Source organism: Massilia sp. UBA6681 (genome assembly GCF_002454935.1).
GTDB classification, from domain to species: Bacteria; Pseudomonadota; Gammaproteobacteria; order Burkholderiales; family Burkholderiaceae_D; genus Telluria; species Telluria varians.
The window spans coordinates 1-13,728 of the sequence record NZ_DKJX01000123.1 but is presented as its reverse complement, the minus strand read 5'-3'; the positions used below and the strand labels follow the sequence as shown (position 1 = coordinate 13,728).

The 13,728-nt window shown below is 66.0% G+C and carries 11 protein-coding genes; 4 read left to right on the top strand and 7 right to left on the bottom strand.

Annotated features, from left to right (window positions below; translation table 11 throughout):
* The first annotated feature begins 4 nt into the window (after positions 1-4).
* Entirely contained in the window at positions 5-1,210 is a 1,206-nt protein-coding gene (locus B2R83_RS22810; RefSeq protein ID WP_292045305.1) for an EAL and HDOD domain-containing protein, read from the top strand.
* Positions 1,211-1,223: 13 nt separating this feature from the next.
* Here B2R83_RS22810 and B2R83_RS22805 read toward each other — a convergent pair whose 3' ends face one another.
* From B2R83_RS22805 to metG, 6 genes are all read right to left on the bottom strand, one after another.
* On the bottom strand, positions 1,224-1,997 hold the full coding sequence (locus tag B2R83_RS22805; RefSeq protein WP_292045304.1) for a PilZ domain-containing protein: 774 nt from the start codon (positions 1,995-1,997) through the stop codon (positions 1,224-1,226).
* Between the two features lie 124 nt (positions 1,998-2,121).
* Positions 2,122-2,961 (bottom strand): pantoate--beta-alanine ligase, encoded by an 840-nt coding sequence (panC, locus tag B2R83_RS22800; RefSeq protein WP_292045302.1) that lies wholly within the window; start codon positions 2,959-2,961, stop codon positions 2,122-2,124.
* 35 nt (positions 2,962-2,996) lie between these two features.
* Positions 2,997-3,878 carry a segregation and condensation protein A gene (locus B2R83_RS22795; protein WP_292045301.1) on the bottom strand — a complete coding sequence of 294 codons (882 nt, stop codon included), beginning with the start codon at positions 3,876-3,878 and terminating at the stop codon, positions 2,997-2,999.
* A gap of 16 nt (positions 3,879-3,894) precedes the next feature.
* Entirely contained in the window at positions 3,895-4,104 is a 210-nt protein-coding gene (locus B2R83_RS22790) for a DUF3460 family protein (RefSeq protein WP_027863751.1), read from the bottom strand.
* A 66-nt stretch (positions 4,105-4,170) separates the two neighbouring features.
* Complete coding sequence (locus tag B2R83_RS22785) at positions 4,171-5,487, bottom strand: enoyl ACP reductase FabMG family protein (RefSeq protein ID WP_292045300.1); 1,317 nt, start codon at positions 5,485-5,487, stop codon at positions 4,171-4,173.
* A gap of 270 nt (positions 5,488-5,757) precedes the next feature.
* Positions 5,758-7,911 (bottom strand): methionine--tRNA ligase, encoded by a 2,154-nt coding sequence (metG, locus tag B2R83_RS22780; protein ID WP_292045299.1) that lies wholly within the window; start codon positions 7,909-7,911, stop codon positions 5,758-5,760.
* 148 nt (positions 7,912-8,059) lie between these two features.
* Here metG and apbC point away from each other — a divergent pair, with 148 nt between their 5' ends.
* Together apbC and B2R83_RS22770 are read left to right on the top strand one after the other, a co-directional pair.
* Positions 8,060-9,148, top strand: coding sequence for an iron-sulfur cluster carrier protein ApbC (gene apbC / locus B2R83_RS22775; protein ID WP_209586090.1), 1,089 nt, complete (start codon positions 8,060-8,062; stop codon positions 9,146-9,148).
* Positions 9,149-9,173: 25 nt separating this feature from the next.
* Positions 9,174-10,193: an RNA methyltransferase gene (locus tag B2R83_RS22770; protein WP_292045297.1), complete on the top strand. Its 1,020-nt coding sequence runs from the start codon at positions 9,174-9,176 to the stop codon at positions 10,191-10,193.
* 12 nt (positions 10,194-10,205) lie between these two features.
* On the opposite strand, the gene ycaC is transcribed toward B2R83_RS22770, so the two are convergent.
* A complete protein-coding gene (ycaC, locus tag B2R83_RS22765; protein WP_292045295.1) occupies positions 10,206-10,859 on the bottom strand; it encodes an isochorismate family cysteine hydrolase YcaC in 654 nt (217 codons plus the stop codon).
* A 201-nt stretch (positions 10,860-11,060) separates the two neighbouring features.
* Between ycaC and B2R83_RS22760 the strand changes: the two genes are divergently transcribed.
* The gene (locus B2R83_RS22760) at positions 11,061-13,628 is read left to right on the top strand and encodes a putative bifunctional diguanylate cyclase/phosphodiesterase (RefSeq protein ID WP_292045293.1); all 2,568 of its coding nucleotides are present in this window, start codon (positions 11,061-11,063) and stop codon (positions 13,626-13,628) included.
* The last annotated feature ends 100 nt before the right edge of the window (positions 13,629-13,728 follow it).

The following is a 13,728-nucleotide window of genomic DNA, read 5'->3' as shown; positions in this document are numbered from 1 at the left end:
CCACATGCATCAAACTAACTTCATCGTCCGCGAACCGCTGCTCGACCCCAGGCAGCGCGTCATCGGCTACGAGCTGTCGTGGCAGCATCACGACGGCAAGGTCCCGAGCGACCAGGAACTGGAAGACCTGGTCGGCTTCGTCGCCGAGCATGTCAACCATGCCGAGCACGGCTGGCTGCTGCGCGACAAGGTCCTGTTCCTCGATGCCGTCCCGGAGATGCTCTCCCTCGATGCGCTGCACGCGCTGCCGCCGGAGCGCACCGTCCTGACCCTGAATATCCGCAAGCTGACCGACCCTGACGTGCGCGCGGCGGTGCAGGCGGTGCGCGTGGGCGGGGTAGGGGTGTCGATCCGCGGCGCCGACCTCAAGCTGCTGGGCCGCAACCTCTCGCCCTATGCCTCCTACGTCGAGGTGCAGTTCGCCGGCAGCGACGTCGCCACCCAGGCCCGCACCTATGCCGCCGCCAGGCATGCCGCGGTGCGCATGGTGGGCCGTCCGGTAGCCACCTGGGCCGACTTCGACGCCTGCGCCACCCTCGGCCTGGATGCCTTTGTCGGCAAGCTGCACCTGACCCCGCGGCCGGGCAACCCGGTCAAGGGCATGAACCCGACCCAGAGCACCATCCTGCAGCTGATGCAGCTGGTGCAGAACAACGAGGACCTGCCCAAGCTCGAGAACATCCTGAAGCGCGATCCGGCGCTCACCTACAAGCTGCTCAGCTACATCAATTCCGCGGGCTTCGGGGCCGCGCGCAGGGTGGAGTCGCTGCGCCAGGCGATTGCCCTGATGGGCTATGCGCCGCTGTACCGCTGGCTAGTGCTGCTGCTGGCGACGGCCAGTTCGAGCGGTTACTCGCCGGTGCTGATGGAGACCGCGGTGGTGCGCGGCCGCCTGGCCGAGCTGCTCGGCTCGACGGCGCTGCGCGGCGAGGGCGAGCACCTGTTCGTGGCCGGCATGTTCTCGCTGCTGGACCGGCTGCTGGGCCTGCCGATGCAGGAGGTGCTGGAGACGGTGCCGCTGCCCGAGGAAGTGGTCCGGGCGCTGGTGTCGCGCGAAGGCAAATATGGGCCTTACCTGGCCCTGGCCGAAGCTTGCGAACTCAATTCGAAGCTGGTGGCGGGGCTGGCGGAGTCGCTCGAGATCTCCCCGCTGGAAGTCAACAAGGCGCACCTGTCGGCGCTGGCCTGGGCGCAGTCGGTCGCCGCCTGAGGCGCAAGAAAAATTAGCGTGGCACCGCCCGCCGCTCCGGCGTCCCGGTGGTCACGAAGCGTTCCAGGGTCTGCTGCATCTGCATCGAGATCCTCGCGAAGCTGCAACCTATCTGCACCTGCTCACCCAGCAGGAAGGTGCGGAACGGCCGCAGCAGGCGCACTTCGAGGTCGGCCATGATCACCAGGTTCGGCCCCAGCTGCAGGCGCACGCCTTCCAGCTTCTTCCCCACGTGCAGCCCGAAGCATTGCTCGGGCGCCGCGCGCAGCCCCACGCCGCCTTGCGAGAAGTCGTACAGGGGCAGTTCCATCTCGGCGCCCTTGATGCGGAAGTTCGCCAGGTAATGGACGCCCACCGGCGTCTCGACCCGGCGCGCGGCGCGGCGGTTCAGCACCAGGCAGGAGGGCGGGAATTCGGCTTGCACGTGCAGCTTGTCGGAGGGCGCCGGTTTCCAGGACTGGTCGAGCTCGAACTGCAGCTTGGCGTTGCCGCCCAGCGAAGCGACCAGGGTGGCCCTGCCGGCTGGCGGGCGCTCGCTGCCGGTGAAGTCGATCACGAAATGCGGCAGCTCCGGGTCGACCGATTCGATGCGGGCCAGCAGCGGCTCGATCCAGCCGGCCGGGAACACGGTGATCGGCTCGCCGGACAGGGACAGCGCGGTCAAGGCCTCGCCGATATCGAAGGGATCGCGCATTTCATGCGGCTCGGCGGTGCTGCCGATGCGGCTGAGCGCGTCCGACTGCCTCGGCGGGCCCTTGCGGTCGATGGGAGCGGCGGTTTCGTTCACGGCGACTTTCCTTGCGAGATTCCTTCATGATGCGCGAAAACCGGCTGGTTTCCGCGCGCGTCAAGTATAAGGCCAGTCCTACTAATATTGCAATTCTGCAAGCAACGATGGTTTTTTACTACGCTCAGATTTCCAGGTTGTCGATCAGGCGTGTGTTGCCGAGCTTGGCTGCGGCCAGCACGACCAGCGGCGTGCCCGCTTCCAGGTCGGTCATGCCGGGCGCCTGCAGGTCGATGCGCTTGCGGATCGAGACATAATCCGGCTTCCAGCCGCGCGCGGCCAGGAAATCCATGGCCTGGCGCTCGACGGCGGCGACGTCGCGGCTGTCCGCGCGCATCGCCTCGGCGACGGCGTTCAGCTGCCGGTACAGCGCCGGGGCCTCGAGCCGCTCCTCGCTCGAGAGGTAGCCGTTGCGCGAGGACAGGGCCAGGCCGTCCTCGGCGCGGAAGGTCTCGGCGCCGATGATCTCGGTCGGCAGGGCGAACTGGCGCGCCATGTTACGGACGATCATCAGCTGCTGGTAATCCTTCTTGCCGAATACGGCCACGCGCGGCTGCACGCAGGAGAACAGCTTGGTCACCACGGTGCAGACGCCGTCGAAGAAACCGGGGCGGAACTCGCCTTCCAGGGTATTGCCCAGTCCCTCGGGCGGGCGCACGCGGTATTCCTGCGGCTCCGGGTACATGTCCTTCTCGGTCGGCGCGAACAGCACGTAGACGCCTTCCTTTTCCAGCTTGGCCACGTCGTCCTGGAAGGTGCGCGGGTACTTGTCGAAATCCTCGTTCGGGCCGAACTGCAGACGATTGACGAAGATGGACGCCACCACCGGGTCGCCGTGCCGGCGCGCCAGGCGCATCAGCGACAAATGGCCTTCATGCAGGTTGCCCATCGTCGGCACAAAGGCGGTGCGCAGCTGGCCGCGCAGCTGGTCGCGCAGTTCGTCGATGGAGGAAATGATTTTCATGGGGGTAACGGAATAGGAATAAAGTAACCGGCCCTTCAAGCCGGGGAATAGGCCAGGCGCACATAGATCGGCGCAAAGGGTTCGGCCTGCGTGATCTCGATCAAGGTTTCCTTCGCCAGCTCGAGCATGGCGACAAAGTGTACAACCACGATCGGAATCGTGTGCTGGCCGGCGAACAATTCGGAGAATTCGACGAAGCGCTGCGACTGCAGGGTGCGCAGGATGGCGGACATGTGCTCGCGCACCGAGAGCTCCTGGCGGCTGATCCGGTGGTGCTGGGTCAGCTTGGCGCGGCGCATCACATCCAGCCAGGCGCGCTGCAGGTCCCACGGATCCACGTCCGGAAGCACGGGCGCCACGCCCTGTTCGACAAACAGCTGCGGGCGTACGAAGTCGCGGCCTTCCTGGGGCAGGGCGCCGAGCGCCACCGCCGCCGCCTTGATCTGCTCGTAGTCCAGCAGGCGGCGCACCAGTTCGGCACGCGGGTCGCCGACGTCCTCGACCAGGTCCTCGTGCCTTTTGGGGAGCAGCATCCTCGACTTGATCTCGATCAGCATCGCCGCCATGAGCAGGTACTCGGCGGCCAGCTCCAGGTTGCGCTGGCGGATCTGCTCGACGTATTCCAGGTATTGCAGGGTCACCTGCGCCATGGGGATGTCGAGGATGTTGAAGTTCTGCTTGCGGATCAGGTACAGCAGCAGGTCGAGCGGACCTTCGAAGGCGTCGAGGAAGACCTCGAGCGCGTCCGGCGGGATGTACAGGTCGTTGGGCAGGCGCGTCAAAGGCTCGCCGTACAGGCGCGCGATGGCCGCCTCGGCCGCATCGGCCGCTGCGTTCAGGTGCTCGTCGTGGATAGTCGGAGGCGCCCCATCCTGCGGGGGATCGGCCGCGTTTGGCGCGGCCTGCTCGGGCAGCATGGGGCTTACCTCAGCCTCAGACCTTGGACTGGTACGGGTAGGCTTGCTGGCGCAGGCGCGACGCGTTGATGCGCTCCTGTTCGTCCAGCGACAGCGGGGCCTTGTCCCACAGCAGGGCGCGGCCTTCCACCTGGCGCTCTTCCATGCCCGGGGTCTTGGCTTTCAGTTCCTTGATGAACTTGGTGTGCTCGGATTCGTACAGCGAGTGTTGTTTCTTGAAGAACATGATTTCCAGAATGAAGTAGCAAACAGACGGGGCAGATTCTTCAGCCCCGGCCCGTTCGCGTCAAGTTTACTTGTGCAGTTCGTTCAGCTGGCGGGCGATGATGTCGTGGTTGAGCCACAGCACCGGGGCGATCTTTTCCGATGCGCCATGGAACATCAGGGGGCCGGCGCCTTCCAATACGAGGCTCGACAGGTGGTCGGTGATCAGCGCCTTCTTGTCCTTGTGCAGGTTGGTGATGGCTTCCGAGGTGCCGATCATGACTTCGGCCAGTTCCGGGGTGTTGTCCATCGGCCAGGCTTCGAAGTTGCGGAAGTGGGCGCTGGTCGCGTCGTTGTTGTAGTGCTCGATGGTGTCGAGCAGCGACTGCAGCGAGATGCCGTCGCCCAGCAGGTCCTGGCAGATTTGCCATTGCTGGTCGGCCCATGCTCCGCCGCCTTCCTTCTTCAGGGCGACCAGCAGCGGGAACAGCGACAGCTCGACGCCCACGAAGATGTCCGAGGAGTTGGTGCGGATTTCCGGGCAGTTGAACACGGTGGCGTAGATGCCCTGGTTCCAGGCTGCCTGGGCGATCGACTCCAGGCGCATCTTGGCGTAGCCCTGGGTGTAGTTGGTGTAGGTCTGCCACTGGTACTCGCCCTGGATGAGGATCTCGGTGCCGTGGTAGCCGTAGGCGGTGTAGCGCACTTCGCCGCCGGCCTTGGTGACGCGCTCGCGGATCGTGCTTGACGCATCGATCAGGTACTTGAGCGTGTTGGCGGTGACTTCGTCGAAGTTCATCAGGATCAGCTTGCCCAGGTCGCTGTCGAGCAGGGCGCGCGAGGATTCGAAGCGCTCGCCGCGGCCCTTGTAGATGCGGTTGGCGATGGCCAGGAAGGCCTTGATCTTCGGGATGCCGCCGGCCATGGTGTGGGCGAAGAAGACGTTCGCGCCTTCCGGGATCAGCTTGTCGATCTCAGCCATCGCCTGGGCGGCGGACGTGGTGAAGCGGCGCACGCCGGCCTCGCGGCAGCGCTCGATCTTGTCCCAGTCCAGCTTGTCGTCCTGCCAGGTCTTGAGCTTGACGTCCGCCAGCAGTTCGGTCGGGTTCTGCTCGCCTTCCGGGGCGTCCATGTCGAAACCGGCCATCAGCGGCACATTGACGATCTTGCCGCCGAGCTTCTCTTCCGCCTCGGCGTGTTCTTCCGCGGTGAGCGCGCGCAGGGCGCCGGACTCGTCGCGGCGGCCGACGGTGATGCCGACGATGCTCATGCCGGCAGCGCGCGCCTCGTCGATCAGGCCGTTCACATAGCCGCGGCCGAACAGCTCGCCGAACAGGACGAAGACGTCGCCCTTGCGGAACACGTTGGCGTGCGGGATATGGCGGAGAGGAGTGAATTCGGTCATCTTATTATCTACCTATCTTGTATGGTCTGAAGAAGGCCTGCCGGCAAGGGCCGTAGGGGCACGAGTTTCAGAAAAAACACGCCATTATAACGCTGTGGTTGATGGCGGGAGTTGATTTTGGCGGTTGGGGGAGGTGGTGCAGGCGGGCGCTAGTGGTGCGCTTGGGAACTTGGGTCCCGGCCTGCGCCGGGACGACGGTGCTTGCGTTACCACTTACTGCAAACAACGTCATCCCGGCGAAGGCCGGGATCCAATTTTGCATGCGTATAGTTAGCGAATACGCATGCCCGGCTGCGCGCCCGGCATCGGATCGAGCAGGTACAGGCCCGGATTGGCCTTCTCGTCGGCAGCGGACGCGCACAGCACCATGCCCTCCGACACGCCGAACTTCATCTTGCGCGGCGCCAGGTTGGCGACCATGACGGTCAGCTTGCCGACCAGGTCTTCCGGCTTGTAGGCCGACTTGATGCCCGAGAACACGTTGCGGTAGCGGCCTTCGCCCACGTCCAGGGTCAGGCGCAGCAGCTTGCCGGCGCCTTCGACGTGTTCGCAGTTGACGATCTTCGCCACGCGCAGGTCGACCTTCAGGAAATCGTCGATCGAGATTTCCGGCGCCAGTTCCTCGATGTCGCCCGCCGGCGCGGCCTCGGCCACCGGTGCCACAGCCTCGGCGGCCGGTGCAGGGGCTGCCACGGCAGGAGCCGCCGCAGGGACGCCTGCCGGCTTGTCGAACAGGTTCTCGACCATCTTCGCATCGACGCGCTGCATCAGGTGGCTGTAGGCGCCGATCGTGCGGCCCAGCATGGTTTCGTAGACGGCTGCGCCGTGGGTGTCGAGCCAGCTCAGTTCGGTGTCGCCCAGGAACTCGGTAACGCGCGCGGCCACCTGCGGCAGCACCGGCGACAGCATGATGGTGAGCTGGCGGAACAGGATCAGCGCGGTGGTGCAGACGTCGTGCAGTTCAGCAAGCTTCGACTCATCCTTGGCCAGCAGCCAGGGCTTGTTCTCGTCCACGTACTGGTTGACGATGTCGGTGATCTCCATGATCTCGCGCATCGCGCGGCCGTACTCGCGCGCTTCGAACGCGGCCGCGATGCTGGCCTGGCGCTCGGCGCCGTCAATCATCAGGGCCTTGCAGATCCAGCCCTTGGCGTTATCGGACAGGCTGTCGGCCAGCTTGCCGTCGAACTTCTTGGCGATGAAGCCGGCGCAGCGGCTGGCGATGTTGATGTACTTACCGATCAGGTCGCTGTTCACGCGGGCCACGAAGTCTTCGCCGTTGAAGTCGAGGTCTTCGACTTTCGCATTCAGCTTGAACGCCAGGTAGTAGCGCAGCCATTCCGGGTTCATGCCCAGCTCGAGGTAGCGCAGCGGCGAGATGCCGGTGCCGCGCGACTTCGACATCTTTTCGTTGTTGACCGTGAGGTGGCCGTGCACCGCGACCTTCAGCTTGTCGATGATCGGGTGCTGCGAGAAGTTCAGCATCGCCGGCCAGAACAGCAGGTGGAAGGACACGATGTCCTTGCCGATGAAGTGGACCTGCTCGGCCGCCGGGTCGTGCAGGAAAGCGTCGTAGTCGATGCCCTTTTTGCTGAAGTAGTTCTTCAGCGAGGCCAGGTAGCCGACCGGCGCGTCCAGCCACACATAGAAGAACTTGCCCGGCGCGTCAGGAATCGGGATGCCGAAATAGGGCGCGTCACGCGAGATGTCCCAGTCCGCCAGCTTTTCGCCGGACTCGCCCAGCCATTCCGAGACCTTGTTGACCATTTCCGGCTGCAGGCGGCCCGGGGTGTTCAGCCATTCCTTCAGGAAGGCGAAGCAGCGCGGGTCGGACAGCTTGAAGAAGTACTGCTCCGAGGGCTTGAGGATCGGGGTCGAGCCGGTGAAGACCGAGAACGGATTGATCAGTTCGGTCGGCTGGTAGGCGGCGCCGCAGACTTCGCAGTTGTCGCCGTACTGGTCCTTGGCGTGGCAGACCGGGCACTCGCCCTTGATGTTGCGGTCGGCCAGGAACATGCCCTTGACCGGGTCGTAGAAGCGGTCGACGGTCTTGGTGACGATCAGGCCGGCGTCGCGCAGCTGGCGGTAGATGCCCTGCGACAGCTCGACGTTTTCCGGCGAATCCGTGGAATACCAGTTGTCGAAGGCGATGTGGAAGCCGTTCAGGTACTGTGGGCGGCCGGCGGCGATCTTGGCCACGAATTCCTGCGGCGTGATGCCTTCTTTTTCGGCAGCGATCATGATCGGGGTGCCGTGGGTGTCGTCGGCGCAGACGAAATGCACCTGGCGCTGGGTACCATTATCGCGCTGCATTCGCTGGAACCGGACCCAGATGTCGGCCTGGATGTATTCCATCATGTGGCCGATATGGAAGGCAGCGTTGGCGTAGGGCAGGGCAGTGGTGACGAACAGCTTGCGGGTCATGGTGGTCGAAGCGCTTTGGTTATATGGAAAGAAGCATTTTACCAGCGGAAGGCGGCACCTGCGCAGCGGCCGGCGCCGGGTTTGCCAAAGCAACAAGAAGCGAGCGGCATTTTGCGCTACACTTCGCCCCTATAACCTGGAGAAACACATGAGCATCACTGAGAACGATGTCAAGGCAGCATTGTCGGCGGTCATCGATCCGAATACCGGGAAGGATTTCGTTTCTTCCAAATCCATCAAGAACATCAAGCTCAGCGGCGCGGACGTCTCCTTCGACGTCGAGCTGGGCTATCCGGCGGCCAGCCAGGTCGCCGGCATCCGCGACAGCGTCGTGGCTGGCGTCAAGGCGCTGCCCGGCGTGGGCAACGTGACGGCCAGGGTCTATACCAAGATCCTGTCGCACGCGGTCCAGCGCGGCCTGAAGGTCATGCCGAACGTGAAGAACATCATCGCGGTCGCCTCGGGCAAGGGTGGCGTGGGCAAGTCGACCACCGCCGTCAACCTGGCGCTGGCGCTGAGCGCCGAGGGCGCCAGCGTCGGCATCCTGGACGCGGACATCTACGGTCCTTCGCAGCCGATGATGTTGGGCATTAACGCCCGCCCCGAAAGCCGCGACGGCAAGACCATGGAACCGCTCGAGAACCACGGCGTGCAGGTGTCCTCGATCGGCTTCATGATCGATCCGGACGAGCCGATGGTCTGGCGCGGCCCGATGGTCACCGGGGCGCTGCAGCAGCTGCTGGAGCAGACCAACTGGCGCGACCTCGACTACCTGATCGTCGACATGCCCCCGGGCACCGGCGACATCCAGCTGACCCTGTCGCAGAAGGTGCCGGTCACCGGCGCCGTCATCGTCACCACCCCGCAGGACATCGCCCTGCTGGACGCGCGCAAGGGCCTCAAGATGTTCGAGAAGGTCGGCATCCCGATCATCGGCGTGGTCGAGAACATGAGCACCCATATCTGCTCCAACTGCGGCCACCACGAGGAAATCTTCGGGGCGGGCGGCGGCGAGAAGATGTGCCGCGACTTCGGCGTCGACTTCCTCGGCAAGCTGCCGCTGAACCTGTCGATCCGCGAGCAGACCGATTCCGGCCGCCCGACCGTGGTGGCCGATCCGGAAGGCCCGGTCGCGAGCGTGTACAAGGAGATCGCGCGCAAGGTCGCCGTCAAGGTCGCCGAGAAGGCGAAGGACATGACCAGCAAGTTCCCGAGCATCGTCGTCAAGAACGACTGATTTTTTACCATCTGGTAAAAAAACGATGCGCGTTTCCAGCATCCGCGAGCGCCTGGCCCTGCTGGGCGCGCTGCCGCTGCACCAGGAGCGCGTGCTGCGCGACTGGGTGCAGGGCGCCGCGCACGAGCGCGGGCGCCGTCCGGCGTCCGATTTCCTGCCGAAATCCGTCCGCGCAGCCTTGCCTCTGCTGGATGACGAGCTGGCCGGCCTGGTGCGGCTGGTCTCCAGCCACCCGGGCGAAGATGGTTCCGAACGCCTGCTGGTGGGCTTGAGCGATGGCCAGATGGTCGAATCGGTGCTGCTGCCGCGCGATGGCGTGTGCGTCTCGAGCCAGGTTGGTTGCGCGGTCGGCTGTACGTTTTGCATGACCGGCCGCGAAGGCCTGCTGCGCCAGGTGACCAGCGGCGAGATCGTGGCCCAGGTGGTGCTGGCGCGTCGCCGCCGGCCGGTGAGGAAGGTGGTCTTCATGGGCATGGGCGAGCCGGCCCACAACCTCGACAATGTGCTGGAAGCGATCGAGCTGCTCGGCATCGAGGCCGGGATCGCGCACAAGAACCTGGTGTTTTCCACCGTGGGCGACCCGCGCGCCTTCGAGCGCCTGCATGACGCGCGCGTGAAACCGGCGCTGGCCCTGTCGCTGCACACCACCAAGCCTCAGCTGCGCGCCGAACTGCTGCCGCGCGCGCCGCGCCTGTCGCCCTCGGCGCTGGTGGAGCACGGCGAGCGCTATGCGCGCCTGAGCGGCTATCCGATCCAGTATCAGTGGACGCTCTTGGCAGGCGTGAACGACGGTGCGGACGAAATGGACGGCATCGTGTCGCTCCTGCGCGGCAAGTACGCCATCCTCAACATGATTCCCTATAACACCGTGCCGGACCTGGCGTACCAAAGGCCGAGCTGGGAGCGCGCGCGCGCGCTCGCGGCCGGCCTGCATGCGCGCGGCGTGCTGACCAAGCTGCGCGATTCGGCCGGGCAGGACGTCGACGGCGGCTGCGGCCAGCTGCGCGCGCGGGCCGGGCGCACGATCGCCTTGCGCCGGGCTTGAATGGCCGAAGCCTCAGGCCGGACCGCCCGCCCGTGAGGCCTGGTGCGAGGCCGTCAGGGTATTGAAACTGCTCATCAGGTTCCGGTAATCCGGAATGTGGTTCGAGAACAGCGTGCCGAGGCCCTCGATATCGTTGCGCCAGTCGCGGTGCAGTTCGCAGGCGGCGCCGAACCAGGTCATCATCTGCACCCCGGCATGGCTCATGCGCGCCCAGGCGGCACTGCGCGTCGTCTCGTCGAAGGTGCCGGAGGCGTCGGCGACGACGAAGACCTCGAACCCTTCCGCCAGCGCCGACAGGGCGGGGAAGGCGACGCAGACCTCGGTGACGACCCCGGCGATGATGAGCTGCTTCCTGCCGGTCGCCCTGACCGCGTTCACGAAGTCCTCGTTATCCCAGGCGTTGATCTGGCCGGGACGCGGGATGTAGGGCGCATCCGGAAACATCTCCTTGAGTTCGGGCACCAGCGGCCCGTTCGGACCGGTCTCGAAACTGGTGGTCAGGATGGTGGGCAGTTTGAAGTAGCGCGCCAGGTCGGCCAGCGCCAGCACGTTGTTCTTGAACTTGTCGGGGCCGATGTCGCGCACCAGGGATAGCAGCCCGGCCTGGTGGTCGACCAGCAGGACCGCCGCGTTGTTCTTGTCGAGGCGCTTGTAGGGAATAGTCATGGCGTTCTCCTTCACCGAAAAATCGCTTCCGGAATACAGACCGTGAAAACGCCCGGAAGTGCCTGCGGCGCTGCGCGACCTTGCCAGAGTGGCATTGCTTGGCACGCCTCATTTTTCCAGTAACTTTCTGTTCGAAAATAAAGCTCACAGGAATCTTCCTGCCTACACTCGGAGTTTGGAGCGTGGCGCATGGGATGCTTGATGAGCGATAACAGCAGACAGCGGTGGCGCGGGCGTTACCTGGACGCGGCGCACCTGTTCGTACCAGGCAGGCTGCGGCAGGATGCGACCGCGCTCGCGCGTGCCGAGAACGTGGTCAACGCCGCCCTGATGGCGGCCACCGCCGGACCGCTGTACGCGCTGGCCTACTGGATGCTGGGCCTGCGGCTGGCGGCCGCCGAGATCCTGGCCTGCTGCCTGGTCATGCTGATGGCGCCTCCGGTGCTGCGCCTGACCGGCAGCATCGCGCTGGCGCGCGAACTGTTCCTGTGCGCGCTGTTCTTCAATTTCACCTGGCTGACCTGGCACCTGGGCGGCATCCATGCGCCCACGGCCAGCTGGCTGATCACCGCGCCGGTGGTGGCCATGTTCCTGGGCGGGGTGGCCAGCGGCGTGTTCTGGCTGATGGTCAGCTGCGCCGCCGCCGCCGCGATCTGGGGCGTGAGCGCCTTCGGCCTGGCTGCGCTGCACACCCCGAGCCTCGACATGCCGCTGCTGCACCTGATCTGCAACCTCGGCCTGTACGTGGTGGTGCTGGTGTTCGTGCTGCTGTTCGAACTGACCAAGACCGAGGGCTTCGTCAAGTTGCAGCGCGCCCTGGCCACCATCAACGAGCTGGCGATCCGCGACGAGCTCACGGGCAGCCACAACCGCCGCTTCCTGCTCGGCCTGATCGACCGCGAAAAGGAGCGCGCCGACCGCAATGGCCGCCCGTTCTGCCTGTGCCTGTTCGACATCGACTTCTTCAAGCGCATCAACGACACCTATGGGCATGCGGCCGGCGACCTGGTGCTGCGCCGCTTCGCCGAGGCGGTGCAGGGGCAGGTGCGCGGCACCGACGCCTTCGGGCGCTACGGCGGCGAGGAGTTCCTCCTGATGCTGCCCGAGACCCCTGCGCCGGACGCGCTGGTGCTAGCCGAGCGGGTGCGGCGCGTGATCGCCGGCCTGCGCTGCAGTGGCCAGGAAACCGGCGGCAGCGAGATCAGCCTGACGGTATCGGTCGGGGTAGTCGAATACCGTCTCGGCGAGGTCGTGGCCCAGGCCATCGCGCGCGCCGACGAGGCGCTGTACGTGGCCAAGTCCCTGGGGCGCAACCGGGTCCAGTGCCACGACGACGACGAGCGCCTGCCGGTGCTGCCCAAGCTGGCGGTCGAGCAGGCCGGGGCGGAGGGCCCCGGCAGCGGCCCGCGGGTGAGCGCCGGACGCCTGCAGGGCGGCGCCCAGTGCGACCAGCTCACCGGGCTGCTCAACCGGAGCCTGCTGCGCGACCGCCTGCGTCACGCCATGGACCGCGCCAACCGCAACCGTCGCCTGGTGGCGCTGCTGCTCCTGAACATCAACGGTTTCAAGGAGATCAACGACGAATTCGGCTACGAGGCAGGCGACGAGCTCCTGGCCCAGGCCGGCGCCGCGATCCGGCGCTGCCTGCGCGATTCCGACACGGTGGCGCGCTGGGGCGGCGACGAATTCATCGCGATGCTGGAAGACCTGAGCTTCGAGTCCGACGCCCAGGTGGTGGCCGAGAAGGTCCTCGACCGCTTCGGCCTGCCCCTGAGCGTGGCGGGGCGCGAATGCTTCGTCACGCTGGCGGTGGGCGTGGCCCTGTACCCAGCGGCCGACTGCGACCTCGACGCCCTGCTCAAGCGCGCCGACATCGCCATGCGCAGCGCCAAGCGCTGGGGCGAGCACAGCGTCCAGGTCTATTCCGGCGACACGGTGCAGCCGCAGAGCGAGCGCCTGGCCCTCAAGAACGGCCTGCGCGACGCCCTCGCGCAGGGCCAGCTGTTCCTGGAATACCAGCCGCAGATCGACCTGGCCACCCGGTGCGTGGTCGGCGTCGAGGCCCTGCTGCGCTGGCAGCATCCGGTGTACGGGCGGGTCGACCCTGGGCGCTTCATTCCGCTAGCCGAGGAGACCGGCATGATCGTCCCGATCGGCGACTGGGCGCTGCGCACCGCCTGTCTGCAGAACCGCGCCTGGCGCGCCAGCGGCCTCCCCGAGATCAAGACCGCGGTCAACCTGTCGGCGCGCCAGCTCAAGGAGCCCGGGCTGCCGGCGCGGGTGCTGGCGATCCTGCATGAAACCGGGATGCCGGCGCGCTGCCTCGACCTCGAGATCACCGAGGGCATGCTGATCGAAGACCTGGCCGGCAACTGCGCGCTGATGAGCGGGCTGCGCCAGGCCGGCGTGCTGGTCTCGATCGACGACTTCGGCACCGGCTACTCGAGCCTCAACTACCTGTCCGAGCTGCCGATCGACATCCTCAAGATGGACGGCCTGTTCGTGCGCCGCCTGGGCGCGGCCGGCGCGGGCGCGGGCAGGCCCGGCGGGCGCTCGTTCGCGATCGCCGAGGCCATCGTGTCGATGGCGCACCGCCTCGGCCTGAACGTGATCGCCGAGGCGGTCGAGACGCCCAAGCAATTGGCCGACCTGTGCGCGATGGGATGCGATTGCGCCCAGGGTTATTACTTCGCCCGCCCGCTGCCGCCCGCCGAGGTGGCGGCGATGCTGGCGCGCCAGGTCGAGGCCGCGCCCCTCGTCCCGGCCTGAGTTCCCGTCCATGTCGCTTGTCTGCTCATCTCTTGTACTGGAGGATGCCGTGCTGAATGAACCGATTCCCTTTGATCCCGCCCACGACCTCGACGCGCTG

What these genes read in the sequence shown, in the direction of transcription:
- panC (WP_292045302.1), bottom strand. Translation starts at nt 2,961, where the DNA reads ATGAAAATCATTTCCTCCATCGACGAACTGCGCGACCAGCTGCGCGGC.
- apbC (WP_209586090.1), top strand. Translation starts at nt 8,060, where the DNA reads ATGAGCATCACTGAGAACGATGTCAAGGCAGCATTGTCGGCGGTCATC.
- B2R83_RS22785 (WP_292045300.1), bottom strand. Translation starts at nt 5,487, where the DNA reads ATGACCGAATTCACTCCTCTCCGCCATATCCCGCACGCCAACGTGTTC.
- ycaC (WP_292045295.1), bottom strand. Translation starts at nt 10,859, where the DNA reads ATGACTATTCCCTACAAGCGCCTCGACAAGAACAACGCGGCGGTCCTG.
- B2R83_RS22810 (WP_292045305.1), top strand. Translation starts at nt 5, where the DNA reads ATGCATCAAACTAACTTCATCGTCCGCGAACCGCTGCTCGACCCCAGG.
- B2R83_RS22790 (WP_027863751.1), bottom strand. Translation starts at nt 4,104, where the DNA reads ATGTTCTTCAAGAAACAACACTCGCTGTACGAATCCGAGCACACCAAG.
- B2R83_RS22770 (WP_292045297.1), top strand. Translation starts at nt 9,174, where the DNA reads ATGCGCGTTTCCAGCATCCGCGAGCGCCTGGCCCTGCTGGGCGCGCTG.
- metG (WP_292045299.1), bottom strand. Translation starts at nt 7,911, where the DNA reads ATGACCCGCAAGCTGTTCGTCACCACTGCCCTGCCCTACGCCAACGCT.
- B2R83_RS22795 (WP_292045301.1), bottom strand. Translation starts at nt 3,878, where the DNA reads ATGCTGCCCGAGCAGGCCGCGCCAAACGCGGCCGATCCCCCGCAGGAT.
- B2R83_RS22760 (WP_292045293.1), top strand. Translation starts at nt 11,061, where the DNA reads ATGAGCGATAACAGCAGACAGCGGTGGCGCGGGCGTTACCTGGACGCG.